The organism is Enterobacter sp. 3U4 (assembly GCF_057224565.1).
In genome coordinates, this window is record NZ_CP136665.1 from 85,216 (window position 1) to 109,596 (window position 24,381).

A 24,381-nucleotide genomic window follows, 5' to 3' on the forward strand; every position below is an offset into this window, starting at 1 on the left:
GGGCTTTTCGTTACTGTTCTTCCTCTTCTTGCCCGTTGATCTTCAGATCGATGATGCGGCCAATCTGGTCATGATAGACCGTCAGCAGGTTGTACTGGCTCATCTCGGAGATGATCTGCGGTGAGACATTAAAGCTGCGGGCCAGCTCCTCCTGGTGAAAATAGCCCGGCTGACGCCGACTCACGTGGGCCCGACGGCGATTGTACTGATACCATAAAATCAGCAGCCAGCCGTTGAGCGCGGCGAACAGCAGGTAGAGCAACACCGTATTAAAGGACGCGATAATCACGCCCCAGCGGTGGTCGCTCTCATCGGTGAGCTGCATCCAGAGCCGGGCATACAGGAAAAACAGAAATCCTCCCCACGCCACCAGCGTTAACGCGGCATCGAAAAGACGTGGCAACAGCCGATGTTCGGTCAGAATTAAGGTATTTTCGTTCATTAAATGCGTCCTTTTCCCCGGTCCGGGCTGATCCAGCGCGCGCGGGCGCGCTGGCGTTTAAGCATGACTTTTGGAAATGCAACGAGGGTGGTGAACAGGCCTATCATCCAGTACACCATCGGGAACCAGATCACCCAGAAAAGCGAGCTGGCCACTTTTCGTTCATAGCGCCGCTCGATGAACAAGCTGACCAGGAACTGCAGCAGACACATCACGCCCAGCAGCAGCCCGGTAAACTCCGGTGGAAAAAGGCTCTCCACGGTCAGGTTGGGTGGAACTGGCGCGACATGACTGAGAAGGAATAACAGCACCGTCATCGCGTACGCGAAGGCCCACAGCGTTGACAGCGCGTACTCCATGAACAACGGCCACATGCGGTGATGCTCCCAGCGCACAATCTTGCGGAGGTTGACCAGAAACACCTCAGCGCCGCCCTGGGCCCAGCGCAGACGCTGTTTCCACAGGCCCTTCAGCGTCTCCGGCATCAGGATCCAGCACAGCGCCCGCGGCTCAAAAAAGATATCCCAGTGGCGGAGCTGCAGCTTCCAGCTGATGTCGATGTCTTCGGTGATCATGTCCGGGCTCCAGTACCCGACGTCCGCCAGCGCCTGTCGGCGAAAGGCGGCGATGACGCCCGAGACGGTAAAGACCCGGCCATAGATCCGCTGCGTTCGCTTGATGAGCCCAATGATGGAGGAGAACTCCCCTACCTGAATGCGGCCAATCAGCGTGGAACGCGTGCGAATACGCGGATTCCCGGTGACCGCCCCAACGTGGGGATACTGAATCAGCGGCGCCACCAGATACGCTGCCGTATCGCGATCGAGCAGGGCGTCGCCGTCAATGCAGACCAGCAGATCGCCCCGGGCCGCCGCCGCGCCGGCTTTGAGCGCCAGCGCTTTGCCCTGGTTTTCCGCGAGGTTAATCACCCGCAGGCGCGGCTGTTCCTGCGCCAGCGCCTGCAATACCTCCGCCGTGTTGTCAGACGAACCGTCGTTGATGGCGATAACTTCTATATTTTCATACCGCTGATCCAGCGCGGCGCTGATGGTCTCCCGGGCATTTCGTCCCTCGTTGAAGCAGGGGATCAGAATGGAGACGAGCGGCTCACCGGCGAGCGTTGGGGCGGGCGTCTCTTTATCCCACGACCAGTGGCGTTCAAGCTGAAACCAGAAATAGAGGCCGCCGGTTATCCAGAGCACCGACATGAACAGCGGCCAGAAGAACACAAAATCCAGTATCAGCTCGCCGGTAAAGAGGGCGGCCACGCCTAACGGCAACCCGAATACCAGACATAAAATGGAAAAGGCGATAATGCGATCAGTCATTGTCAGGGTACCAGTACGAAGAAAATACAGGCCTGATGCGTGAGATATCAGGTTGGTTGTTGAGGAAGTCGTCGGGGTAGTAGCCGTAGTTTTTGACGCCGTTCAGCTGGAGCACTCGCATCCACTGTGCCAGTTGGCTATCGGAAACGGCGCGCTGCGGTTTCCGATCCCAGTCCCTGGCCTGCAGTTCAAAAATGGTTTTATCGAGCGCGCCGGGACGCGTGGCGACCGCTTTCACCAGACGCGCCAGCCAGGCATCGCTCTCGTCTGCCGGGACGGACTCCATCAGCGGCATGGCCATCGGCACCGTCCAGTCATACTCCGCCAGAAAATCATCAACATTCTGCGCGAACCACGCCTCGCTTTCGGGCTGCAAAATGGGCAAGGCGAACATGTTACGGGCGGTTTTTATCTGCGGGCCACGAATGTGCTTCACCGCCAGGCCCAGAGCATGGGTAAACCCAATCAGCAGCTGGCTTTTCTGACGCGTTGTGTTCTGAGCGGCGTCCTGCCCGGCATCGTCCACGTCCGTCAGCACCGCGTCGTCATGGAACAAGATCCCATTGAAGCTGGCATAGCGGGCCAGATCTTCATAGATGTCCGTCACCTGCTGGCGCACCTGCGGGTTCCACGGAGAAAGCCGGATATAGGGCTCGGTGGCTTCGCGCAGCTGGCCTGACGAGCGGTCCCGACGCTGCACGCGCGGCAGGGCAGGATCGAGATCGAACGAGAGCACCGGCATCCACGCGAAGACTTTCACGCCCGCGCGGGTTTGCAGCTGCCAGGAGACAAAATTAAAGAGATCGGCCCGGACCGGCAGCTGGCGGTTGGGAAAATAGAGCGCCTTGATCCTGCCGTCGCCCTGTGGGTTGGCAAACGCCTGCAGGAAAACATGGCTGATTTTCATGTCGTAGACCCTCTGGATCAGCCTGTTGATGTTTTGCGTCTGCTGGGCCGGATCGGGGTCGTAAACGTAGTCGAGATCGACGTGCATGACGCGCACGGGATCGCGCTCCTGAACCTGGCTGACCGTGGTGGCAAACGCCTTGAGCGAGGGATTTCCGGCGATCAGCAGACGAGGGATGTTGCCCAGATCCTGCACACTCCCCAGTCCGTCCTCGAGGGTGAAGGCCAGCTGATAACCCTGCTGTCTGGCGATAGCGAGCGACGTACCGCTGGCGGCGCCGTAGGGCCAGACCCAGGCGCGCGGCGCCTTGCCCGTAACCTGCGTGATTTTTTCAGTCACTTTGCGAACGTCATTGCCTATCCGCTGGTTGAACTGCTGGTCCGTTTCATAGCGGCCCGTGGCTTTGTCATAAAAGCGGTTGGCGATCGCCGGTTCGCGGCTGCCCTGCGGGTTAGCCGGAATGCCGTAATGCGAGGCCCAGGTATGCGATCCGATCTCAATCAGCGGAGACCGGCTGAGCTCGCGCACCATGTCCCACGTCGCGAAGCGATCGCGGGGCGTCATCAGGCCGCCGAAGTTAACTTTTTGATTTTCCGGCGTATCCACCCAGCTGCCCACCGGCGCCCACAGCGCAGGAACGTTCCACGCCTGAAGCAGTGGCCACACGCGGGTGTAAAAGCTGCTGTAGCCGTCGTCAAAGCTGAGCAGAACGGCTTTGGGCGGCAGCGTTTTTTTTCCGTCATGGGCATCGAGAATGTCCTGCACGCTGATGGCGTGATAGCCGTTGTGCAGCAGCCAGCTTATCTGCTCGTTTAGCGCGCTGGTGCGAACGGAGAGATAGCGCTGATCGGCGGCATCGTCTTCGACGTCGTGGTAGGCCAGGACCAGAAACTGGTTCTGCGGCCAGGGTTTACTCGCCTCCAGCTGCGGCCGATCTTTGGGCGCAATGAACGAGATCGCCTGCGCGCAGACATTTGCGCTGAGGCAGAGCCAGCCGAGTAGTATCAGGCTCGCGGAAAAACGTGTGTTCAGCATATTCATCCTTAAAAGCGTAAAGTCGCGTCAAACGTGACGGAGAGATTGCTCTCGCGTTTGCCGTCGTAAGGGCGTTTATCCCAGTTCAGCATCACGCCGGTATCAATGACGTTGTTCCACTGGACGCGCTGTCCGTAACCCAGCAGGGCGATGGCGCCAGCGGACTGATTTTTCTGCCAGTAGCTGCCGCCTCCGGCCACGAACTGCTGGCTCCAGAGGGTGTCGTAATGGCGGTACATCTCATGGTCAACGGCCAGTGCCGCCGTCACGGAGATATCCCGCGCCGGGTTGTAATAGAGCGTGTCCCGCAGGCTGTTTTTACTGGCGGCGATCCCCGGTTCGAGATCCAGCGTCAGGGACGGTGTCTGCCAGAGACGTTCCTTACCCGTGAGGGTGTATTCCTGGCGACGGTTATGATCGGAGAAGCGGCTGAGGGCGGCGTTGAACTGATATTCACGACGCTCGTTTTGATACCAGCGCACGCCGCCTTCTCCCCGGTTTGCGCTGATCCCGTTGCGTAACGCCCGCAGGGGCGTAGTGCGCGACAGCCGTTCAAGGCTGCCGCTGACCTGCCAGTTATCGGTTACAAAGTACGTTGTTGAGAGACGAGCGCCCGGCTTGTTTGCCCCGTGATAGCGGTTGCTGGAAAGCTCGGCTTCGAGCAGAAGGTCGCGTGGCCGCCATTCGACGCCGCCCAACAGGTGACGGCTGGTGCCTTTGCCTTCTTCGAAATTACTCTGCGCATAGCGGGTGCCGGCAAATAGCCGCCAGTTATCCGCTACGGGCGGGCCATAGAGCGTGGCGTCCCAGTTGAGGTCCTGCGTCCCGCTGACGGGGTTATCGGAGTGCAAGCCTTTGCTCGCGTGGAGGCGCAGCTCGGACATATGGTGGACGGTGCGGAGCCTGTCGAGACGCCTGGCGCTGCGGTCAGCGGGCGCGCGGGCAAGCACGTCGTCGGACAGTAAATCCATCTGCCGCCACTCCTGCAGATCCATCGCGACGTAGGCCTGCTGCTGCTCAAGTTCCAGATTCGAGGGCTCCAGCGCCTCCGCTGTTTTCAGCTTCTGCTCGGCCGCGCGCGGCAGGCCCCGCGCCTGAAGCAGGGTGGCGTAGTCAATCTGTAATCCCTGATTGCCCGGCGCCGTTGTCGCCAGACGGTGCGCCAGCTTTTCGGCTTCCGGCAGGGCGTTCGTCGCCAGCAAATAGTTAAAACGGAGCGACTGCCCGGTAAGCCACCTATCGTTCGGCTGAGGGGTAGGGGAGCCGAAATCGTAACGGGTCCAGGGGACGTTGCGGGTCTGGCGCTCAACGTACTGGCGGGCGGACTGATACTGTCCCGTATCCAGCCAGGCATAGAAAAGCGCGTGCTCCTCGTCCTGCGGGTCGGAAGCGTATTGCGGGTAGCGTTGCAGAAGCGCGAAGGCGGCGGCCGCGTTTTTCTCCTGCAGATATGCGGAGATCGCCCAGCCGATTGCCCAGCCCGGCACCGGATGCTGGGCTGCCGTAAGATCCTGATATTCGCTAATCACCTGTGGGTAATCAGCATGGGCGTACAGCGCGCCAAGCCTGTCGATACGCGCAAGGATGACGTCTTCCGCCGCCTGCGGCTCGTTTTGCCAGCGGGAAAGCAGGGCGTCGTAAAGATTCAGCGCAGATTGCGCAAGCTGGAGGCGTTCCTTTTCTGTTCGGCCGGGCACGTCGGCAAGGCGAACCCGTTCGGCGACGGCATTACGCTCAAGACGACGACTCTCTGCAGGAGACAGCGTAACGCTTTGTGAAAGCTGGAGCGCGGGGGTATTCACCCGGTTATCCGTAAGCGCGTCGATCAGCTCGCTGAGGAGCGCTTTGTTCTCAGGTGCGATATTCAGCGCGCGCGTGTCTGCTAAAAGCCGATCCCAGCTTTTTCCCTGGCGTAACCAGACATACGCCAGCGTCTGAAGATGCGCCTGAGAGGGATTTTCCGCCACCAGCCGTCGGGCTTCCTGCAGGGCAAGCGTATCTTTACGGGCATCGGCCAGGGTTTTGATATAGCCGATACGATAGTCGTCGTTATCCGGCGCAAGGCTACGGGCTTCTTTCCAGAGCGTCAGAGCGGGCTGCCACGCTTTCTGATTTCGCCTGGCCTGTGCGACAGCCGCAACGCCGCGGGCGGGCAGCGGCATATAAATACCGTAACGCTGCCAGACCTGAATAACCTCGTCATCATGACCCGCCCAGGCTGCCACCTGTAACCAGTCCGCAACGTGTTCAGGCGTCAGGGCATGCTGCTGTTCATAACGCTGAAGATAATCGAGAAACGACGTGTAATTACCATTACGCGCCTGTTGAATCTGTTGCTCGTAAACGGATTCCGTAGCCTGAACCAGAACAGGAAAGAGTAATAACAGAAACAATAATGTTGGGGCGCGATAAAAGAATAACGTATTGAAGCGAAGCGATCTTTCCATATCTATTTGCCATTTGTTTATCATGAATCCATTGCATAACACGGCCGCCTTTAAGCTCAGCGTAAAAGGCCATAAATGAGAACATTAAATCTGAATGCAGTGATGTTACGGGGTACTTACTTAAAGGTAATTATGGATCCTTATCTCAGTGGACTGGGTGAAAGCTAATGTACACCTGATATGTTGCTGGATAAATATGCTGAAAAGCGGCTTCGTAGTTTTGAGATAATTCTGTAATGAGCAGTTTTTTGTGTTTATTTTGAATTGAGCTATTAATTGTAATGCATTGAAATGCAATGGTTTTATTTTTATTGTGACAGTTTTGTATATATTTTTAATGACGCTTGTCTGCCTCAATTAAAGTACTTTCTGGTGCATGTTTGGGAAGTTTCATGACAAAAATTCTTAATGTTTAGAGAAGTGACTTTTCTGCGATTGTTTTTTATTTATAATTAATGGCAGCCATTGAATGATAGTCTACAGGAAGTCTTACTCATCAATGTGTGTATTGAGGGATGTCCAAAGCCAGAATACATTTATCGTTAATATAACAGCGCTATAAAACGAAGGCGGCCTTCTTTCCGAGGGATCGTTCTTGCTTTAATCTAAAAGGGATGGTTAGTGGCAACTTCAATAGTGTTAGTGACTCAGGATCGCTACCTTGTCAGGGGCATGCGGATATTTTTTCCGGATATTATCCTGCTCGATTCGATTGACAGAAACATATTTGATAACGGTGCAGATGAATATTCTGTATTGATTGATAGTCGTTCTCCGCTCCGTTTATATGATTACCTGATACGCCATCCGGCCAGAACGAAAAAAACAATCTGCTGCGTTATGCTTGATATGCGACACCGCGAGGAGAATCTGCTCAGTATGAAGCTATTTATGAACACGCCGCTCACTGCGCCGGATATGGCGTCGTTGTTTAACCTGGTGCTCAATATGAAGGGCAGGCGCCTGACCACGAAGTGGCTGCTGAACTTACGGCTTAGCACGCATGAAACGATTATGTTGCGGTTGTTGAGGGCAGGGATGTCGATGGAGGAGGTGGCTGGCGAGCTGAATACGTCGGTGAAAAGCCTCTACCGCAAACGTACGGCGCTCTCGGAACGGCTGGGGGCTGAGAACTTCAATGAGGCGTGTCTGTTTATCTTCAAAAACAAACTGCTGGGCGCAGATGGGAACGATCCCTGAGGCTGGGGAGAGACCTAAAGCATAAAATTGATTTGCGGGTGGTATTCTGAGTTTTAAGAAAACTGGATGGTGACAACATCCTTGTTCAGAAAAAAATTCCGCGATCGGCAGTACAAGCCGCTGACGCTCGAAATGATTATTGAGTCGGCAAAAGCGGGACGCTGGCTCTATGACTGAGGGGCTGAACGCCCCTTAAGATGTTTATGCCGATTGGCGCTCGTTCCATGCATCGCTAAAAATGATGTTCCCATCGTTATGCTTCCAGGTGATTTTCTCGTACCTGAGTTCGACGGTTTCCATATGGTTTTCGTTAGGGTTATCGCCAGTGGCCATCGCAGGGGAAATCGACATTATCCTTACGCCTTCAAGCAACATGTTGAAATACTCTTCTTCCTGGCCGGAGTAGTTTATCCGATACCACTTTATCTCTGCTGATAACAGATTTTGTCCTGTCGCAACGGCTTTGTAGAGGTATGGGCTTGAACAATCGAATTCCTTAATAACCAACATTGGCGAGTGCATTCGCGTACCTGTTATTTTACCGGTTGCATTATCTGTTGGGATAACAAGGTTATGATGGAAACCTTTCACCTCAATGCTGCATTCTCTGTGCTGAACATCAACTCCGCCTTTGATCAACGCACCACCATCGTCCTTCAGCCATAGATAAGCCGGTATAGCCATTCGAATACTCCTTCCTTTTTGCGTGTGGGTCTCCATTCTGCTTTCGCAGACCACTCGGGCAAGCGTATACGTATAGCTGGTATGAAAGTTCATATCAGGTCATGTTCACGGCCTGTCTTCGTTTTTTAAGACAATGACTTGATATTTTTTAACCAGAAATTAAAAGAAAATCTGACACTGGAAGCTTAAGACTTTGTCAGTGATTTGCTGTTTGAACGGGTGGGATACCACGCTGAAGACACTGCGTTAGCTAAGAACAAAAAAGGAAAGCATTGAGCTGCGGGAATAGATCAAAAGCAAAAACCCGCCACGAGGGCGGGTTCTTTAAATAGTGGTGCCCGGACTCGGAATCGAACCAAGGACACGGGGATTTTCAATCCCCTGCTCTACCGACTGAGCTATCCGGGCAACGGGGCGCATTAAACCCGATTCACTCTCCGTCGTCAACGAAAAATGTTGTTTTCGTTACAGACTGCGCAATCTCTCACCATTTCGCCGCATCCTTAAGCGAAAAAGTGCGTCCAGAGCGCGGAGAGGGGCATGGCGAGCAACAGCGCGGGCAGCATATTCACCACGGCAAACATCTTGATCCCACAGATGCGCAGCCCTGTTGCCAGCAGCAGCAGGCCGCCGACAGCGGTAAAATCCGCCATCATCGCCGGCGTGGTGAGCGGGAGAATCAACGTGGCGCAGGTGGCGAGCGCGAGCTGGATAAGCAGCATCGGGACGCAAATCGCCGCCACGGCAATGCCAAGAGTAGTGGCGAAAATGGCGGCAGTGAAGAAATCAAGAAACGCTTTTGCAATCAAAATGCTCGGGTCGCCCGTCATCCCCTCCTGCATTGAACCGAAAATCCCGGTGCCGCTGGCGCAAAATAGAATAATGATGGCGACATAGTTTTGAATAAACGTCTCGTGCGTGCCGTGTTTCGCCTTGCCCGGTCGGGCTATCAGGTTTTTGGCTCTGCTCACCGCGCTGTTAATGCCTTTTTCCAGATAGCAAAATTCGCCAATCAGCGCGCCGAGCAGGGTCGCCAGCACCATCACCGGCAGGTTGGCGCATTTGATCACTAACAGAATACCGATCCCTAACGATGCCAGGCCGAATATTGAGGGCATGGAGGTGCGAATACGCTCCGGCAGCCGCTGGCTTAGCATTGCGCCGAGTACGCCGCCCAGCAATACGGCGCCTGCGTTAATAAATGGCCCGATTACCAAAGTTAACTCCTGTTATTTAATCATTGATATTGCATTATTATGGCACGTCAGGGCTGCGCAGGCCTTAGCTTTGGGTGGTTTCGTGCATATTGATTCCTTCTTGCACCTCAAAATAAAAGGTGACATTATTGCGCGAATTTTCTCCTCCCTGTCTCACCGCCCGGTGAGGGTAACTGCGCCTATGAAAACCATGAAAATTGCCGTCAGCCGCGAGCTGCTCTCCACTGTGTCTACGCACCGCGAAAAGGTGACGCTGGACAGCACTGATTTTACCGATGTGGCGGCCGTCGTCGTCACAACGGCTGAAAGCCGCAGCGGTATTCTTGCACTGCTGAAACGCACGGGTTTTCAGCTGCCGGTGTTTATTTTCTCGCAGGAGCCGACGGACGTACCCGACGGCGCCACCGCGGTCATCTCGGGTAAAGCTCAGGAGTTTCTGGAACTGGAGACCGCAGCCTGCCGGTATGAAGAAAACCTGCTGCCGCCGTTTTTCGACACCCTGAGCCAGTATGTGGAGATGGGCAACAGCACTTTCGCCTGTCCAGGCCACCAGCACGGCGCCTTTTTCAAAAAACACCCGGCAGGGCGACAGTTCTATGATTTCTTCGGCGAGAATGTGTTTCGCGCCGATATGTGCAACGCCGACGTGAAGCTGGGCGATCTGCTGATCCACGAAGGGTCCGCCAAGCATGCGCAAAAGTTCGCGGCGAAAGTGTTCAACGCGGATAAAACCTACTTCGTGCTGAACGGAACGTCGGCGGCCAACAAGGTAGTGACCAACGCGCTGCTCACCCGCGGCGATCTGGTGTTGTTTGACCGCAACAACCATAAATCTAACCACCACGGGGCGCTAATCCAGGCGGGCGCCACGCCGGTCTACCTTGAGGCCGCGCGTAACCCGTTTGGCTTTATTGGCGGGATTGACGACCACTGCTTTGATGACGCGTATCTGCGGGACCTGATACGCGAGGCGGCCCCGGAGAAAGCCGACGAGGCGCGTCCGTTCCGCCTGGCGATCATTCAGCTTGGCACCTACGACGGGACGATCTACAACGCCCGTCAGGTGATCGACAAGATCGGTCATCTGTGTGACTACATCCTCTTTGACTCCGCATGGGTGGGCTACGAGCAGTTTATTCCGATGATGGCGGAAACGTCCCCGCTCTTGCTGGAGCTGAACGAGAACGATCCGGGAATTTTCGTGACCCAGTCGGTGCACAAACAGCAGGCCGGGTTCTCGCAAACGTCGCAGATCCATAAAAAGGACAACCACATTCGTGGTCAGGCGCGTTTCTGCCCGCACAAGCGGCTGAACAACGCCTTTATGCTGCATGCCTCCACCAGCCCGTTTTATCCGCTGTTCGCAGCGCTGGATGTGAATGCCAAGATCCACGAAGGAGAAAGTGGGCGCAGGTTGTGGGCGGAGTGCGTCGAGCTGGGGATTGAAGCGCGCAAGGCAATCATTGCGAATTGCCATATGATCAAACCGTTTATCCCACCGGTGGTGGCGGGGCGGCCGTGGCAGGATCATCCGACACACGCGATTGCCCGCGAGCTGCGCTTCTTCAGCTTCGAGCCGGGGGCAAAATGGCACGGGTTTGAGGGCTATGCGAGCGAGCAGTACTTTGTCGACCCGTGCAAGCTGCTGCTGACCACGCCGGGCATTGATGCCGAAACGGGGGAGTACACCGATTTCGGGATCCCGGCGACGATTCTGGCACACTACCTGCGTGAAAACGGCATCGTGCCGGAGAAGTGCGACCTTAACTCGATCCTGTTCCTGCTGACGCCTGCCGAAAGCAGCGAGAAGCTGGCGCAGCTGGTGGCGATGCTGGGCCAGTTTGAACAGCATATTGAAGACGACACGCCGCTGGCGGACGTGCTGCCGACGATCTTCCAGAAATACCCGGTGCGCTACCGGGATTACACCCTTCGCCAGCTGTGCCAGGAGATGCACGATCTCTATGTCAGCTTTGACGTCAAGGATCTGCAGAAGGCGATGTTCCGCAAGGAGAGCCTGCCTGAGGTGGTAATGAACCCGCAGGACGCGAACCGGGCGTATATTCGCGGAGACGTGGAGCTGGTTCGCATACGGGATGCCGAAGGGCGAATTGCTGCCGAAGGGGCGCTGCCCTATCCGCCGGGCGTGCTGTGCGTGGTGCCGGGTGAAGTCTGGGGCGGGGCGGTACAGCGTTACTTCCTGGCGCTGGAGGAGGGGATCAACCTGCTGCCGGGCTTCTCGCCGGAACTGCAGGGCGTTTACAGCGAGAAGGACGCCGACGGGATTAAGCGGCTGTATGGGTACGTATTAAAGTAGACCCCCTCACCCTAACCCTCTCCCCAAAGGGGAGAGGGGATTGCACGGGGCCGTCTTTTCACCCTCGCCCCTTTGGGGAGAGGGCCGGGGTGAGGGGGAGGGTTTCATCAAACCGCACTACGCTTGTACATCCTCCTCGGATGCCCAATCTTGCCGTACAGCATCTCCACCGTCAGAAAACCCGCCTCCACGCAGTGTTCCAGATAGCGACGGGTGGTGGTTTTGCTCAACCCCGTCTCGCTCACCACCTCATCCACGGTAAAGCAGTGCGTTGCTTTGTCGTTAAACAGCGACTGCACCCGCGCCAGCGTGTTTTCCTCAATGCCTTTACTGCCGTTGTCCTGGCGGTAGTTTTTCGCCTGGAGCTGATACAGCGAATCGACGTTCTGCTGGTCGACAATCTTCCAGACCCGCTGCTGTTCGGCAAACTGCACAAATCGCTCCAGCGACTGGCTGAGCCGCTTCCAGGAGACGGGTTTAAGGATGTAGTCGAAAGCGCCGTTGCGGATCGCCTGGCTGCAGGTGTCCATATCGCTGGCGGCAGTAATAAAAATCACCGAGCAGTTGGCGCGGGCCAGCATGGGGTTATTGATCAGCGAGATCCCTTTGCCGTCCGGCAGATAGTTATCCAGCAGCATCAGCTGCGGCTGTTTGGTTGCAAGCTCTGTCTGGGCCGCAGCCAGCGACGAGGCAATGCCCACCAGCCTCAGACGCGGATGTTTGCTTATCAGCTCCGCGTGCAGTTGCGCCAGCTCGTTCTCGTCTTCAACAATCAGTACGTCGATAAGTTCATGTTGCATAGTCGGTGTCTTCCAGTTGCCGGGCGGTTCCCGTGGCCGGGATAAACAAGGAGAAAATGGCGCCGCGCGGCATATTATCGGCAACTTCTATCGCGCCGCCAGCCTGTGTGACATAGCTTTCGATCAGATACAGACCAATCCCATGATCGCCGCGTGTTTTGGTGGTAATGCCGCGTTCAAAGATCCGGTCACGGATCTCCGGCTTGATGCCCACGCCCTGGTCGGCGACTTCAATAATCAGCTCCTGGTCGCTGAGTTTTATCAGCACTTCTACCGGCGCGTGGGGAAGCGGCGATCGCTGTGTCGCTTCGATGGCGTTATCCAGCAGGTTGCCAATAATCGAAATCAGCTCTTGCTCCCCGAGGGGAAGGAACGATCTGTCCAGCCGACAGGACGGGTCGAAGCATAGCTCGACGCCTTTCTCCCGCGCGCGGGCGGCTTTCCCCAGCAGCAGGCCGCACAGGGTCGGGGAGCTGAAGCGTGAAGAGATAAAGTCCAGCAGCTCCTGGGCGTGTTCAGACTGCGCCTGAATATAGCCAATCGCCTCCTCATACCGGCCCATATGCAGCAGGCCGGAGAGGGTGGTCATCCGGTTTAACTGCTCATGGCGCATAATGCGGAGGTTATCGACATAGCGTTTGACCTGGCTGAGCTGGGCGCTCAGCGAGTCGATCTCGTTGCGATCGCGGAAGGTGATCACCCAGCCCTGCAGCGACCCCTCAAGCATGATGTGCACCCGGCTGGCGATCACCGTGAGATCGTTAAAACGGCAAATCTCGTCATGGGTATCTTTCGCCAGCATCGTCTGCGTGTCGAAGAACGGGACCGGATCGATCACCTGGCTTATCAGCTGCCCGCGCAGCTCACGGGCCGGCTGGCTCAGCCCAAGCAGCTTACGCGCGGCCTGGTTGATCACCTCAATCCGCCGTTTATCGTCAATGGCAATCACGCCTTCATAAATAGACTCCATCAGTGCCTTTTGCTGGCGCACCAGCAGGCCAATCTCGCGCGGCTCAAGGGAGAAGATCTGCTTCTTAATACTGCGGGTAAAGAACCAGGAGAAGATAAAGAGCGCAATCAACAGCAGCGCGGCGGCAATCAGGATATTGACTACCTTACTGACGGTAATGGTGTCCAGGTAGCTGGTGAGATAGCCGACCGAAACAATGCCGACCACCTGTCCGGCAGCGTTGAAAATGGGGGCTTTACTGCGCAGCGAAATACCCAACCCGCCTTTGCGGATGGTGGTGGTGCTTTTACCCTGCAATACGGCTTCGTTGTCACCGCCTATCAGCGTGGTGCCCACTCTGTCGGCAAAGACGGAGTGAAAAAGATGCTGGCCCTTATTATCGCCAATCACAATAAAGCTGGCGTCACTGTGCGCAGAAATCTTCTGCATAAAATCATGGATGGCGTAGATATTTTTTTGTTCAACTTCATTACGCAATGTCGGAATAAGCGCAATCTCTTCAGCCTGTATTTTAGCGCGCGTGCTCATTTCCTGATAAAGCTGTTTCCCGACATCGGCATAATAATATCCGCCCAGTAACGTAAAAAGCACTGAGAAAAAGGCAACCAGCGAAATAAACAGCTTGATCTGGAAAGAGACTTTCATAACTATCACGCAAGGTAGCGACAAAGATCGCCAATATATCATCTTTTTTTGCGCGGGCGCCCGCTTTGCCCGAAAACTTGTGATCCCTTGCACAGCGGGCGATGTAAAAGCGTTATCGAAAAGGCTAACGTGCTTTGGGCGGCATGAATAAATGTTATTTGTTTGTTCAATTCAGAAAAGAAACCATAAAAACCACGGCAATAAATAAGGCATAAATCACATTAAATAAAAGAAACCATTAAAACCATAGCTGCCATTAAAACTTCGCTTTTAATATGCCATCCCTCACATAAAGTAAGCCTTTGTGACTCTAAGCTGAACGCACAAAATAACCAAGGGGCTTATTATGAGCACAACTGACGATTCTTTCTCTGTTACCCACGACCCGATTGAAATTCAGCGACCTTCGCTCAAAGAGCGCTGGTGGCATATTATGGATACCTGGAAAATCGGGATTATTCCTCTGCCGCTGTTCGTTCTGGCGGGCGCGCTGATCGCGATTGATTGCCTGGGCGGAAAACTGCCGAGCGATATCGTGGTGATGGTGGCGACGCTGGCCTTCTTCGGCTTTGCCTGCGGCGAGTTTGGCAAACGCCTGCCGATTGTCGGCAAGCTCGGCGCGGCGGCGATTTGCGCCACCTTTATCCCTTCCGCACTGGTCTATTACGGCCTGCTGCCGGACGTGGTGGTCGAGTCCACCACCAAGTTCTACAAATCCACCAACATTCTCTACCTCTACATCTGCTGCATTATTGTTGGCAGCATCATGAGCATGAACCGCACGGTGCTGATTCAGGGCTTCCTGCGCATCTTCTTCCCGATGCTGTGCGGCGAAATCGTCGGCATGCTGGTCGGGATGGGCGTCGGCCTGGCGCTGGGCCTTGAGCCGTTCCAGATCTTCTTCTTTATCATTCTGCCGATTATGGCGGGCGGCGTCGGGGAAGGAGCGATCCCGCTTTCCATCGGCTATGCCACCCTGCTGCATATGGACCAGGGCGTGGCGCTCGGTCGCGTACTGCCGATGGTCATGCTCGGCGGCCTGACGGCGATCATTATCTCCGGCTGCCTCAACCAGCTTGGTAAACGCTACCCGCATCTGACCGGTGAAGGCCAGCTGATGCCTAACCGCGCAAATGCCGATGCCACCGTCTCCCAGCCTGCGTTCTCCGGCAAAGCGGACGTGACCACTATTGCCTCCGGCGCGCTGCTGGCGGTACTGCTCTACATGCTGGGCATGCTCGGCCACAAGCTGATTGGCCTGCCAGCTCCGGTCGGCATGCTGTTTATGGCGGTGCTGGTGAAGCTCTGCAACGGCGCCTCTCCGCGCCTGCTGGAAGGCTCTCAGGTGGTGTACAAGTTCTTCCAGACCTCTGTGACCTACCCGATTCTCTTTGCCGTTGGTGTGGCCATCACGCCATGGCATGAACTGGTGGCCGCCTTCACGCTGACCAACCTGCTGGTGATTATCAGCACCGTCTCCGCGCTGGTGGCGACCGGGTTCTTCGTCGGCAAAAAGATTGGTATGCACCCGATTGATGTCGCCATCGTTTCCTGCTGCCAGAGCGGCCAGGGCGGGACCGGCGACGTGGCGATCCTGACCGCAGGCAACCGCATGAGCCTGATGCCGTTCGCCCAGATTGCTACCCGTATCGGCGGGGCGATTAACGTCTCTATCTCACTGCTGATTCTGGGCAACTTCCTCGTTTAAGTTTTCAGGAAAGAACAATGAAACTCGCAAGCTTTTTATACCAGGGAAAACGCAGCTACGGCATCGTCCAGGCCGACGGCGTGATTGATTTAGGCCGCCGTCTTGGCGACCGCTACAGCGACCTTAAAGCGCTGCTGCAGGGTAACGGGCTGGTGCAGGCCACCCGCTACCTGAACGATGCCGTGGACGTGCCGATGAGCGCCATTACCTTCTTACCGGTGATTGAGCAGCCGGAAAAAATCCTCTGCGTGGGCATGAACTACGCCGACAAGCGCAAGGAGTTTGACCAGCACAACCCGGCCCCGACGCTGTTTGTCCGCTTCCCGGATTCACAGACCGGCCACAACGAGCCGGTGCTGAAGCCGCGCCACTCCAGCGAATTCGACTACGAAGGCGAGCTGGCGGTGATCATCGGTAAAGGCGGGGAGAACATCAGCCGCGACGACGCCCTTTGCCACGTGGCGGGCTACAGCTGCTACATGGACGGCTCCGCCCGCGACTGGCAGCACACCTGGTTTACCGCCGGTAAAAACTGGCGCAAAACCGGCGCGTTTGGCCCGTGGATGGCGACGGCGGATGAGATCCCCGATCCGCACCAGCTGGCAATCCGCACCTGGCTGAACGGTCGCATGGTGCAGGAAGACAACACCAGCAGCATGATCCACAAGGTGGCGGAGCTGATCGAGTACATCAGCACCTTCACCCGCCTCAGCCCGGGCGACGTGATCATCACCGGCTCACCGGGCGGCGTGGGTAAAAAGCGCAATCCGCCGCTGTTTATGAAAGAGGGGGATCGCATTGAGGTGGAGATCGAGCATATCGGTCATCTGAGCAACGTGATCGTGGAAGCGCCAGCCGTCGGGCTTGCGGCAGCACATTAAGTAAGGCGGCAGCATGCACTCGCAACCCATCGATTTTCGCCACACGCTGGTGGCGAAGCATCCGGAACGCTTAAGTCAGATTCGTTATCTGCTGGCGGACAGCGGCCTTGGCCTGGACAACGACATCACGCTGTTCGTCGAAGCCTGGTCCGGCCCGCAGCTGGTGGGTTGCGCAGGGCTTGCCGCCAACGTCATCAAGTGTGTGGCGGTGAACGAGCAGCTTCGCGGTGAGAACCTCAGCGCGCGGCTGCTGGCAGAGGTGGAAAATGCGGCGCTGGAGCGCGGCCATTTTCACCTCTTCCTCTGCACCCGTCCGTGCAATCGGGAGCGCTTTGCCCGCAGCGGCTTCTGGCCGATTGCCCAGAGCGGGAACAACGCCGTGCTGATGGAGAACACCCCGCAGGGGATCGAGCGCTACTGCCGTTCTCTGCGCGCGAACCGTAAGTGCGGAGAGAAAATTGGCGCCATCGTGATGAACGCCAATCCGTTCACCCTCGGCCACCGCCATCTGGTGGAGCAGGCGGCGCAGCGGTGCGACGCCCTGCACCTGTTCGTGGTGCGTGAAGACGCCTCGTTCTTCCCGTTCAGCGCGCGCCTCGAGATGGTGCGCGCGGGCGTGGCGCATCTGCCGAACGTGGTGGTGCATGAGGGCTCGCAGTACATCATCTCTCGCGCCACGTTTCCGGCCTACTTCCTGAAGGAGAGCGGCAAAGTGCAGCAGGCGTGGAGCGAGATCGACGTGCTGATCTTCCGGGACTTCATCGCCCCGGCGCTCGGCATCACGCACCGCTTCATCGGCTCGGAGCCGTTCTGCGATATCACCCGCCAGTACAACCAGACGCTGCACGACCTGCTGGCCTCGCATATCGAGGTGGTGGAAATGCCGCGCATTAAGGCCACCGGCAACGCTATTTCAGCGTCCGAAGTGCGCCGATTACTGAAGACACAGCAGTTTTCCCGGATCCGGGAGATTGTCCCGGACTCCACCTTCGCGCATCTCGAAACGCATTACCGTGCGAGTGCGGAAGTCGCTTAACTACCAGGAATTTATCATGAAAATTGTAAGGGAGGCGCTGGCCGGAACGCAGGAGTCCAGCGACCTGATGGTGAAAATCGCTCCCGCTCACGGCGAGCTGGAAATAGTCATCCACAGTGAAGTGATTAAGCAGTTTGGCGAGCAAATTCGCCAGGTGGTCAACGACACATTGCGCGCCATGAACGTGCACCAGGGATTAATCATTATTGAAGACAAAGGGGCGCTGGACTGTGTGATCCGCGCCCGCCTGCAAAGCGCGCTGATGCGTGCCGCCGATGAACAGGCCATCAACTGGGGGGCGCTGAAATGAGCAAACTCCGCCGCAGTATGCTGTTCCTGCCGGGCGCCAACGCCGCCATGCTCTCCACCGCCTTTATCTACCGCCCCGACTCCATCATGTTCGACCTTGAAGACGCGGTGGCGCTGCGTGAAAAAGACACCGCGCGCATGCTGGTGTTCCACGCGCTGCAGCATCCGATGTATCAGGATATCGAAACCGTGGTGCGCATTAACCCGCTCAGCACGCCGTTTGGCCTGCTGGATCTGGAGGCCGCCGTGCGGGCAGGCGTGGACGTGATCCGCCTGCCGAAAACCGACACGCCGGACGATATCTACGAGCTGGAAGGCCACCTCGAGCGCATCGAGCAGGAGTGCGGCCGCGAGGTCGGCTCCACCCGCGTGATGGCGGCGATTGAGTCGGCCGTTGGCGTCATCAACGCCGTGGCGATTGCCCGCAGCTCTCCGCGCCTCATCGGCATCGCCCTCGCGGCGTTTGACTACGTGATGGACATGCAGACCGAGCGCGGCGACGGCACCGAGCTGTTTTACGCCCGCTGCGCCGTGCTGCACGCCGCCCGTGCGGCAGGCATCGACGCTTTCGACGTGGTGTGGTCAGACGTTAACGACGAGGCCGGGTTCCTGCGCGAGGTCGATCTGATTCGCAAGATGGGCTTTAACGGCAAATCGCTGATTAACCCGCGCCAGATTGACCTGCTGCACAACGCCTACGCTCCGACTCAGGAAGAGGTAGAGCACGCCAAAAGGGTGATTGAGGCTGCAGAAGAGGGCGAGCGTAACGGCCTGGGCGTGGTGTCGCTCAACGGCAAAATGGTGGATGCACCGATTATTAACCACGCGCAGGTGGTGCTGGAGCGCGCGGCGGCCTCCGGCGTGCGTCGGTAAGGATAAAATAATGAATCAGACAGAACTTCTTCACGTGAATTTTCCCCATCTGCGGGACTTAAAACCGTTTGATACCGCCCACAGCGCTACGCCGTGGCTGGCGGACAGCGACGCGAAGCACAGCCGCAAGCTCTGCGCCTCTGTTGAAGAGGCGGTTAAGCGCTGCGGCCTGCAGGACGGGATGACCATCTCCTTCCACCATGCGTTTCGCGAAGGCGACCGGGTAATCAACACCGTCGTGGCGCTGCTGGCGCGAATGGGCTTCAAAAACCTGACGCTGGCCTCCAGCTCGCTGATGACCTGCAACGATGCGCTGATCGAGCATATTGAAAGCGGCGTCATCACCCGGATTTATACCTCCGGCATGCGCGGCAGGCTGGCGGACGCCATCTCCCACGGGCTGATGGACGAGCCGGTGCAAATTCACTCCCACGGCGGTCGCGTGAAGCTGCTTCAGGACGGCGAGCTGAATATCGACGTGGCGTTTCTCGGCGTGCCGTGCAGCGATGAGTTTGGCAACGCCAACGGGACGCACGGCAAATCGTGCTGCGGTTCCCTGGGCTACGCGATGGTGGATGCCCACTTTGCCCGCAAGGTGGTGCTGTTGACCGAAGAGCTGGTGCCGTTTCCCAATATGCCCGCCAGCCTGGTGCAGGACCAGGTGGACTACATCGTGCAGGTTGAAAGCGTGGGCGATCCGGCGAAAATCAGCGTTGGCGCGGCGCGCGTCACCAGCAACCCGCGCGAGCTGATGATCGCCCGCTATGCGGCGGACGTGATTGAACACTCCGGCTACTTCAAACCGGGCTTCTCGATGCAGACCGGCTCCGGCGCGGCGGCCACGGCCTGCACCCGCTTTATGGAAGAGAAGATGGAGCGCAGCGGCGTGAAGGCGCGCTTTGCGCTTGGCGGCATCACCGGCAGCCTGGTGGATCTGCACGAGAAGGGGCTCATCGAAAAGCTGCTCGATACCCAGTGCTTTGACGGCCAGGCGGCGGCTTCGCTGGCGCGCAACCCGAACCACGTGGAGATCTCAACCAACGTTTACGCCAACCCCGGCAGCAAGGCGGCAAGCTGCGACCAGCTCGACGTGGTGATCCTCAGCGCCCTGGAAATCGACGTTGAGTTCAACGTCAACGTCATCACCGGCTCCGACGGCGTGATGCGCGGCGCCTCCGGCGGGCACTGCGACGTGGCCGCTGCGGCAAACCTGACCATCGTGGTCGCGCCGCTGCTGCGCAGCCGCATTCCGACGGTCGTTAAGCGGGTTACCACGCGCCTCACGCCGGGCGAAAGTATCGACGTTCTGGTCACCGACCACGGTATCGCGGTTAACCCGGCGCGCCCGGAGATCCGCGAGCGGCTGCTGGAAGCCGGGCTGAAGATTGTGGGTATCAACGCGCTGTATGAGCGGGCGATCTCCCTGACGGGCGAACCGAAACCGATTGAATTTACCGACAAAATCGTCGGGGTCATTCGCTACCGCGACGGCAGCGTGATCGACACTGTACGACAGGTGAAGGAGTAGTTATGACAACAGCGACACCCGTGCGGGCGGGTGTCAGCCTGGACGAACTGCTGGCGGCGAAAGAGCGCCGCGCAGCGCGCCAGGCTGACATGCTCGAGCACTATCAACAACCGGTGATTTCCCTCACGCTGGTCACGCCAGGGGAAATCAAGGACAGCCTGCGCTACCGCAATACCATGGGCGTGGCGCTGCAGATGTGTGACCAACTGCTGTGGGAGAACCGCTGGCAGGTGCTGGACCGCCAGGTGCTGTGGCTCCCGACCGGGCCAGAGGCCCTGTGGTGTGTGGCCCATCCGGCGGTGGAAATCAAAGCGCACTGTGCGGATCTGGAGCAGACGCACCCGCTCGGCAGGCTGTGGGATCTGGACGTGATTTGCCCTCAGCACGGCCACGTCGGACGTCAGTCGCTGGGAGCGAATCTTAGGCGCTGCCTGATCTGCGACGCGCCCGCACACGCCTGCTCCCGTTCGCGCAATCACCCCGTTGAGCAGGTGGTTTCCCGCGTGGAGAATACGATCGATGACTGGTTTGCTCGCGACTAAACCGCGCCCGGTTGAAGTGCCCGCGCTTGCCGAAGCGGCGCTCTGGCAGGAGCTGGAGCTGACGCCCAAGCCGGGGCTGGTGGACAAGGTCAATAACGGTTCCCATCGCGATATGGACCACGCGCTGTTTGTCCGCAGCATCGCGGCAATTACGCCGTGGTTTTCGCGCTTTGCCGAGCTGGGCAGCGCGCATGCGGATAAACCCGCTGGCGAACAGCTACGGCTACTCCGTCCGATGGGGATGGCCTGCGAGCAGGCGATGTACGCCGCGACGAACGGAGTGAACACGCACAAGGGCGGGATTTTTGCCCTGGGTTTACTGTGCTTCGCCGCCGGTCGTGTGAAAAATATCTCCGTAGACAGCCTTTGCTGTGAGGTGAGTAACATCTGTCGCGGGCTGGTTTTGCGGGAGCTGGACGCACGCAGCGGACAGGCGACGGCGGGCGAGCGGCAGTTTCAGCTGTACGGCTTAACCGGCGCGCGCGGTGAGGCGGAGAGCGGCTTTGCGACGGTGCGTAAGGCGCTGGCGCAGTGGAACGGACATTCACTTCACGACCTGCTGTTGCGCCTGATGGCGGTTAATCAGGACAGCAATCTGGTTTCACGCGGCGGCATGGAAGGGCTGCGCTACGTTCAGGGCTATGCGCGGGAATTACTGGCTACTGGCTGGGACCGCGAGGCGTTGCTTAAGATGGATAACGCGTTAATTGAACGGAACCTGAGCCCGGGCGGCAGTGCGGATTTGCTGTCGGTGGGGTGGGTGCTGTCTGCAATAAAATAGCCGGGTGGCGGCTTCGCCTTACCCGGCCTACGGTTTGGTTTTGTAGGCCCGGTAAGCGAAGCGCCACCGGGCAAAAACAGCAGATATTAATGCGCGATCGGCTGCGCACCGTGCGGTTCACGCACGTGCTTGTACTTGAACAACGCGATGAACGCGAAGAACAGCACCAGCGAGTACGCCGCGAAGATCAGCCACACCGGCTGCCAGTTGGTGATGCCGTTGGTGGTGTACATCTCGACCACTTTACCGCTCACCACGCCGCCCAGAATACAGCCGAAGCCGTTAGTCATCATCAGGAACATACCCTGCGCGCTGGCGCGGATTTCAGGCTTCACTTCTTTTTCCACAAACACCGAACCGGAGATGTTGAAGAAGTCGAAGGCACAGCCGTAAACGATCATCGACAGCACCAGCAGCACGGTACCGAACGGGCTTGGGTCGCCGTAGGCGAACAGACCGAAGCGCAACATCCACGCCGCGATACTGATCAGCATGACGTTTTTGATGCCGTAGCGGCTCAGGAAGAACGGGATGGTCAGGATGAACAGCGTCTCAGAGATCTGAGAGATGGACATCATCACCGACGCATGTTCAACGATAAAGCTGCCGGAGAACAGCGGGTTGTTATCGAAGCTGTGCAGGAAGGTGTTGCCGAACATGTTGGTGATCTGCAGCTCCGCGCCCAGCAGCATGGAGAAGATGAAGAAGATCGCCATGCGTTTGTTTTTGAACAGCGCGAAGGCGTCCAGGCCGAGCATGGTGCTCCAGCTCTGGTTTTTCTGCTGGTTTGAGACCGGAATATGCGGCAGCGTCAGGGTGAAGATCGCCAGCACTACGGAGAGTGCAGCACCGATATAGAGCTGCATATGGCTCAGTTCGAAGCCCGCGAAGCTCACGCCCCACATCGCCATGATAAAGCCGATGGTGCCCCAGATACGGATTGGCGGGAAATCGGTCACGATATCCATATCCGCAGACTTCAGGCGGTAGTAGGAGATGGTGTTGATCAGCCCAAGCGTTGGCATATAGGCCAGCGAGTTAAGCAGGATCACCATGAACATCGCCCCCGGCGTGGTCACCTGGGCTGCCATAAACAGCGTCCCCGCACCCACCAGATGGCACAGCATGTACAGCCATTTGGCGCTTAGCCATTTATCCGCCACGATCCCCAGCAGCGTTGGCATGAAGACCGCCGCAATACCGAGCGAGCTGTATACGGCACCGATTGACGCACCATCGAACTTGAGCGTCACAAACATATAGGAGCCGAGTGTAGTCAGCCAGCTACCCCACAGGCAGAACTGCAGAAACGACAATATTTTAAGCTGCAGCTTAAGGTTCATGTTACTTTCCTCACAAGTGAGCGGGAGATATGTTGTTATAGGAACATTCAGGGTTGTTATTTGATGCAATTCTATCAGTTGGCAACGATATGTTTTGTTACCTCCCGCAAAAAAATGCAATCCACATTAATTTGCAGTTTGGATTGTGATGCAAATAACATTTTCGTATGGGTGGGTGGAGTGAGGTGGTTTAGGTGCGGCCTGATGCCCTCACCCTGACCCTCTCCCACAGGGAGAGGGGAAACAGAACACCTCCTCCCTGTGGGAGGAGGTGTGCCGATCACCGGCGACGATAGTTCTTCTGCGCCGTATTCACCTTATACAGGTACCGGCGGGATTCCGCAGACGGGTGGCGGGTGGTCAGGGTGGAGTAGACATCCCCCGGCGCCATGCTGTTGATGATGTTCGCGGCCTGAACTTTGTCATTCGAGAAGACGCGCAGCACGCTGCCCGCGCCGCCGTTATAGGCGGTGATCACCGCATAGCGACGCGACGTTGGGTTATCGATGCCGCCCAGATACACATTGTTCAGCATAGCCAGATAGGCCGTGCCGGTATCAATGTTGCTCTGCGGGTCGAACAGATAGCTGCGGCTCGGCGTGCCGGATTTCCCCTGCGCGCGGAAGACGTCTTTACCCGCGCTGTGCTGCACCACCTGCATCAGCCCCAGGGCGTCGGAACGGCTTACCGCGTACGGGTTAAATGAGGATTCGGTCTGCATAATCGCCAGGATCAGCGACTCATCCACGCCATACTTACGCGAGGCCTGACGCACCATCCCAATGTACTTATGCGCACGCTTGTCGAGGTGGTTCGGGACGAGGTTGATGGTGACGCTGTAGATAATCTTCAGGCCGTTAGAGCGGCTCTTCAGGCGCGTCTGCAGCAGGTAGTCGGCAAATTTCGTGGCGCGACCTTCCCAGCGGATCGGCTGACCGGTCTGATCGACGACCTGGCCGTACAGGAACGGCTCTTTCGAGATGGTGATATCGTCGGCATCGGAGTAGAGATCGATAGATCCCGGATCGTCACCCATCAGCAGGGTTTTGATAATGGCCTGACGGAGTCGTGCCGCAGGGTCAGTGCCTGCGATGGTCTCGATCGTGATCGTCCCCTCATCAAAGTTGATGTGGCTACGGGTCTGATAGGCGTCGGTGTACTTAACGTAGTCCTTGGGTCCGGCAATAAGAACTTCGTTAAATCCCCATATGTTCTCGATGTTGTGGGCAAACTGCCCCATCAAAATGTCAAAACCGTTGGTGTCCTTGATCCAGGCTTCGTTGTAATCTTCGCCTTTTTTTGACGAACACGAGACCAGCAACGGCGCAACAAGGGCTAGCGCTAATAGTTTTTTCATCATTCCGGGAGTGCGTGTTGTGTTTGCTTTA

Annotated in this window: 21 protein-coding genes and 1 tRNA gene; 11 read left to right on the forward strand and 11 right to left on the reverse strand. The window is 57.3% G+C overall.

The window, feature by feature from the left end; all coding sequences use genetic code 11:
• Positions 1 to 10: 10 nt before the first annotated feature.
• From pgaD to pgaA, 4 genes are read right to left on the reverse strand one after another with little or no spacing between them, the layout of a single operon-like run.
• A complete protein-coding gene (pgaD, locus tag RVY89_RS00435) occupies positions 11 to 442 on the reverse strand; it encodes a poly-beta-1,6-N-acetyl-D-glucosamine biosynthesis protein PgaD (protein WP_484826575.1) in 432 nt (143 codons plus the stop codon).
• Complete coding sequence (gene pgaC / locus RVY89_RS00440; protein WP_484826576.1) at positions 442 to 1,770, reverse strand: poly-beta-1,6-N-acetyl-D-glucosamine synthase; 1,329 nt, start codon at positions 1,768 to 1,770, stop codon at positions 442 to 444. The genes pgaD and pgaC overlap by 1 nt, the downstream gene beginning before the upstream one ends.
• Positions 1,763 to 3,712 carry a poly-beta-1,6-N-acetyl-D-glucosamine N-deacetylase PgaB gene (gene pgaB / locus RVY89_RS00445; protein ID WP_484826577.1) on the reverse strand — a complete coding sequence of 650 codons (1,950 nt, stop codon included), beginning with the start codon at positions 3,710 to 3,712 and terminating at the stop codon, positions 1,763 to 1,765. Before pgaB ends, pgaC begins: the two co-directional genes overlap by 8 nt.
• An 8-nt stretch (positions 3,713 to 3,720) precedes the next feature.
• Positions 3,721 to 6,159, reverse strand: a complete 2,439-nt coding sequence (pgaA, locus tag RVY89_RS00450) for a poly-beta-1,6 N-acetyl-D-glucosamine export porin PgaA (RefSeq protein WP_484826578.1) — start codon at positions 6,157 to 6,159, stop codon at positions 3,721 to 3,723.
• Positions 6,160 to 6,831: 672 nt separating this feature from the next.
• Between pgaA and RVY89_RS00455 the strand changes: the two genes are divergently transcribed.
• Both RVY89_RS00455 and RVY89_RS00460 read left to right on the forward strand, forming a co-directional pair.
• The gene (locus RVY89_RS00455) at positions 6,832 to 7,359 is read left to right on the forward strand and encodes a LuxR family transcriptional regulator (RefSeq protein ID WP_484827882.1); all 528 of its coding nucleotides are present in this window, start codon (positions 6,832 to 6,834) and stop codon (positions 7,357 to 7,359) included.
• Between the two features lie 66 nt (positions 7,360 to 7,425).
• Positions 7,426 to 7,536: a DUF1493 family protein gene (locus RVY89_RS00460; protein ID WP_484826579.1), complete on the forward strand. Its 111-nt coding sequence runs from the start codon at positions 7,426 to 7,428 to the stop codon at positions 7,534 to 7,536.
• A 24-nt stretch (positions 7,537 to 7,560) separates the two neighbouring features.
• Here the strand turns inward: RVY89_RS00460 and RVY89_RS00465 are convergent, their stop codons facing one another.
• The 3 genes from RVY89_RS00465 to RVY89_RS00475 all read right to left on the reverse strand — a co-directional run bounded on the left by RVY89_RS00465 (position 7,561) and on the right by RVY89_RS00475 (position 9,260).
• Positions 7,561 to 8,043, reverse strand: coding sequence for an Hcp family type VI secretion system effector (locus RVY89_RS00465; RefSeq protein WP_484826580.1), 483 nt, complete (start codon positions 8,041 to 8,043; stop codon positions 7,561 to 7,563).
• 332 nt (positions 8,044 to 8,375) lie between these two features.
• A tRNA-Phe gene (locus tag RVY89_RS00470) sits at positions 8,376 to 8,451 on the reverse strand.
• 95 nt (positions 8,452 to 8,546) lie between these two features.
• On the reverse strand, positions 8,547 to 9,260 hold the full coding sequence (locus RVY89_RS00475; RefSeq protein WP_484826581.1) for a DUF554 domain-containing protein: 714 nt from the start codon (positions 9,258 to 9,260) through the stop codon (positions 8,547 to 8,549).
• Between the two features lie 181 nt (positions 9,261 to 9,441).
• Between RVY89_RS00475 and RVY89_RS00480 the strand changes: the two genes are divergently transcribed.
• The gene (locus RVY89_RS00480) at positions 9,442 to 11,577 is read left to right on the forward strand and encodes an ornithine decarboxylase (RefSeq protein ID WP_484826582.1); all 2,136 of its coding nucleotides are present in this window, start codon (positions 9,442 to 9,444) and stop codon (positions 11,575 to 11,577) included.
• A gap of 107 nt (positions 11,578 to 11,684) precedes the next feature.
• Here the strand turns inward: RVY89_RS00480 and RVY89_RS00485 are convergent, their stop codons facing one another.
• Positions 11,685 to 12,377 carry a response regulator gene (locus RVY89_RS00485; protein WP_484826583.1) on the reverse strand — a complete coding sequence of 231 codons (693 nt, stop codon included), beginning with the start codon at positions 12,375 to 12,377 and terminating at the stop codon, positions 11,685 to 11,687.
• Positions 12,367 to 13,992, reverse strand: coding sequence for an ATP-binding protein (locus tag RVY89_RS00490; RefSeq protein ID WP_484826584.1), 1,626 nt, complete (start codon positions 13,990 to 13,992; stop codon positions 12,367 to 12,369). The genes RVY89_RS00485 and RVY89_RS00490 overlap by 11 nt, the downstream gene beginning before the upstream one ends.
• A 346-nt stretch (positions 13,993 to 14,338) precedes the next feature.
• Between RVY89_RS00490 and RVY89_RS00495 the strand changes: the two genes are divergently transcribed.
• Genes RVY89_RS00495 through citG form a run of 8 tightly spaced genes read left to right on the forward strand, consistent with a single transcriptional unit; the run spans position 14,339 to position 21,650 of the window.
• On the forward strand, positions 14,339 to 15,700 hold the full coding sequence (locus tag RVY89_RS00495; RefSeq protein WP_021242090.1) for a 2-hydroxycarboxylate transporter family protein: 1,362 nt from the start codon (positions 14,339 to 14,341) through the stop codon (positions 15,698 to 15,700).
• A gap of 17 nt (positions 15,701 to 15,717) precedes the next feature.
• Positions 15,718 to 16,581, forward strand: coding sequence for a fumarylacetoacetate hydrolase family protein (locus RVY89_RS00500; RefSeq protein WP_484826585.1), 864 nt, complete (start codon positions 15,718 to 15,720; stop codon positions 16,579 to 16,581).
• Between the two features lie 13 nt (positions 16,582 to 16,594).
• On the forward strand, positions 16,595 to 17,617 hold the full coding sequence (gene citC / locus RVY89_RS00505; RefSeq protein ID WP_484826586.1) for a [citrate (pro-3S)-lyase] ligase: 1,023 nt from the start codon (positions 16,595 to 16,597) through the stop codon (positions 17,615 to 17,617).
• 16 nt (positions 17,618 to 17,633) lie between these two features.
• Positions 17,634 to 17,927, forward strand: coding sequence for a citrate lyase acyl carrier protein (gene citD, locus RVY89_RS00510; RefSeq protein WP_008499773.1), 294 nt, complete (start codon positions 17,634 to 17,636; stop codon positions 17,925 to 17,927).
• Positions 17,924 to 18,799 carry a citrate (pro-3S)-lyase subunit beta gene (citE, locus tag RVY89_RS00515; RefSeq protein ID WP_484826587.1) on the forward strand — a complete coding sequence of 292 codons (876 nt, stop codon included), beginning with the start codon at positions 17,924 to 17,926 and terminating at the stop codon, positions 18,797 to 18,799. The genes citD and citE overlap by 4 nt, the downstream gene beginning before the upstream one ends.
• A 10-nt stretch (positions 18,800 to 18,809) precedes the next feature.
• Entirely contained in the window at positions 18,810 to 20,327 is a 1,518-nt protein-coding gene (gene citF / locus RVY89_RS00520; protein WP_484826588.1) for a citrate lyase subunit alpha, read from the forward strand.
• Positions 20,328 to 20,329: 2 nt separating this feature from the next.
• Positions 20,330 to 20,869: a citrate lyase holo-[acyl-carrier protein] synthase gene (gene citX, locus RVY89_RS00525; RefSeq protein WP_484826589.1), complete on the forward strand. Its 540-nt coding sequence runs from the start codon at positions 20,330 to 20,332 to the stop codon at positions 20,867 to 20,869.
• A complete protein-coding gene (gene citG, locus RVY89_RS00530) occupies positions 20,847 to 21,650 on the forward strand; it encodes a triphosphoribosyl-dephospho-CoA synthase CitG (protein WP_484826590.1) in 804 nt (267 codons plus the stop codon). The genes citX and citG overlap by 23 nt, the downstream gene beginning before the upstream one ends.
• Positions 21,651 to 21,736: 86 nt before the next feature.
• On the opposite strand, the gene RVY89_RS00535 is transcribed toward citG, so the two are convergent.
• Complete coding sequence (locus RVY89_RS00535; protein ID WP_484826591.1) at positions 21,737 to 22,993, reverse strand: nucleoside permease; 1,257 nt, start codon at positions 22,991 to 22,993, stop codon at positions 21,737 to 21,739.
• A 280-nt stretch (positions 22,994 to 23,273) separates the two neighbouring features.
• On the reverse strand, positions 23,274 to 24,350 hold the full coding sequence (mltC, locus tag RVY89_RS00540; protein WP_032660036.1) for a membrane-bound lytic murein transglycosylase MltC: 1,077 nt from the start codon (positions 24,348 to 24,350) through the stop codon (positions 23,274 to 23,276).
• Between the last annotated feature and the right edge of the window lie 31 nt (positions 24,351 to 24,381).

Coding starts and splice junctions, on each gene's coding strand:
- citF (WP_484826588.1), top strand. CDS start 18,810: ATGAATCAGACAGAACTTCTTCACGTGAATTTTCCCCATCTGCGGGAC.
- citG (WP_484826590.1), top strand. CDS start 20,847: ATGACTGGTTTGCTCGCGACTAAACCGCGCCCGGTTGAAGTGCCCGCG.
- RVY89_RS00490 (WP_484826584.1), bottom strand. CDS start 13,992: ATGAAAGTCTCTTTCCAGATCAAGCTGTTTATTTCGCTGGTTGCCTTT.
- RVY89_RS00485 (WP_484826583.1), bottom strand. CDS start 12,377: ATGCAACATGAACTTATCGACGTACTGATTGTTGAAGACGAGAACGAG.
- citE (WP_484826587.1), top strand. CDS start 17,924: ATGAGCAAACTCCGCCGCAGTATGCTGTTCCTGCCGGGCGCCAACGCC.
- RVY89_RS00495 (WP_021242090.1), top strand. CDS start 14,339: ATGAGCACAACTGACGATTCTTTCTCTGTTACCCACGACCCGATTGAA.
- mltC (WP_032660036.1), bottom strand. CDS start 24,350: ATGAAAAAACTATTAGCGCTAGCCCTTGTTGCGCCGTTGCTGGTCTCG.
- pgaB (WP_484826577.1), bottom strand. CDS start 3,712: ATGCTGAACACACGTTTTTCCGCGAGCCTGATACTACTCGGCTGGCTC.
- RVY89_RS00455 (WP_484827882.1), top strand. CDS start 6,832: ATGCGGATATTTTTTCCGGATATTATCCTGCTCGATTCGATTGACAGA.
- citD (WP_008499773.1), top strand. CDS start 17,634: ATGAAAATTGTAAGGGAGGCGCTGGCCGGAACGCAGGAGTCCAGCGAC.
- pgaA (WP_484826578.1), bottom strand. CDS start 6,159: ATGGAAAGATCGCTTCGCTTCAATACGTTATTCTTTTATCGCGCCCCA.
- RVY89_RS00480 (WP_484826582.1), top strand. CDS start 9,442: ATGAAAACCATGAAAATTGCCGTCAGCCGCGAGCTGCTCTCCACTGTG.
- RVY89_RS00465 (WP_484826580.1), bottom strand. CDS start 8,043: ATGGCTATACCGGCTTATCTATGGCTGAAGGACGATGGTGGTGCGTTG.
- RVY89_RS00460 (WP_484826579.1), top strand. CDS start 7,426: ATGGTGACAACATCCTTGTTCAGAAAAAAATTCCGCGATCGGCAGTAC.
- RVY89_RS00500 (WP_484826585.1), top strand. CDS start 15,718: ATGAAACTCGCAAGCTTTTTATACCAGGGAAAACGCAGCTACGGCATC.
- pgaC (WP_484826576.1), bottom strand. CDS start 1,770: ATGACTGATCGCATTATCGCCTTTTCCATTTTATGTCTGGTATTCGGG.
- pgaD (WP_484826575.1), bottom strand. CDS start 442: ATGAACGAAAATACCTTAATTCTGACCGAACATCGGCTGTTGCCACGT.
- citX (WP_484826589.1), top strand. CDS start 20,330: ATGACAACAGCGACACCCGTGCGGGCGGGTGTCAGCCTGGACGAACTG.
- RVY89_RS00535 (WP_484826591.1), bottom strand. CDS start 22,993: ATGAACCTTAAGCTGCAGCTTAAAATATTGTCGTTTCTGCAGTTCTGC.
- citC (WP_484826586.1), top strand. CDS start 16,595: ATGCACTCGCAACCCATCGATTTTCGCCACACGCTGGTGGCGAAGCAT.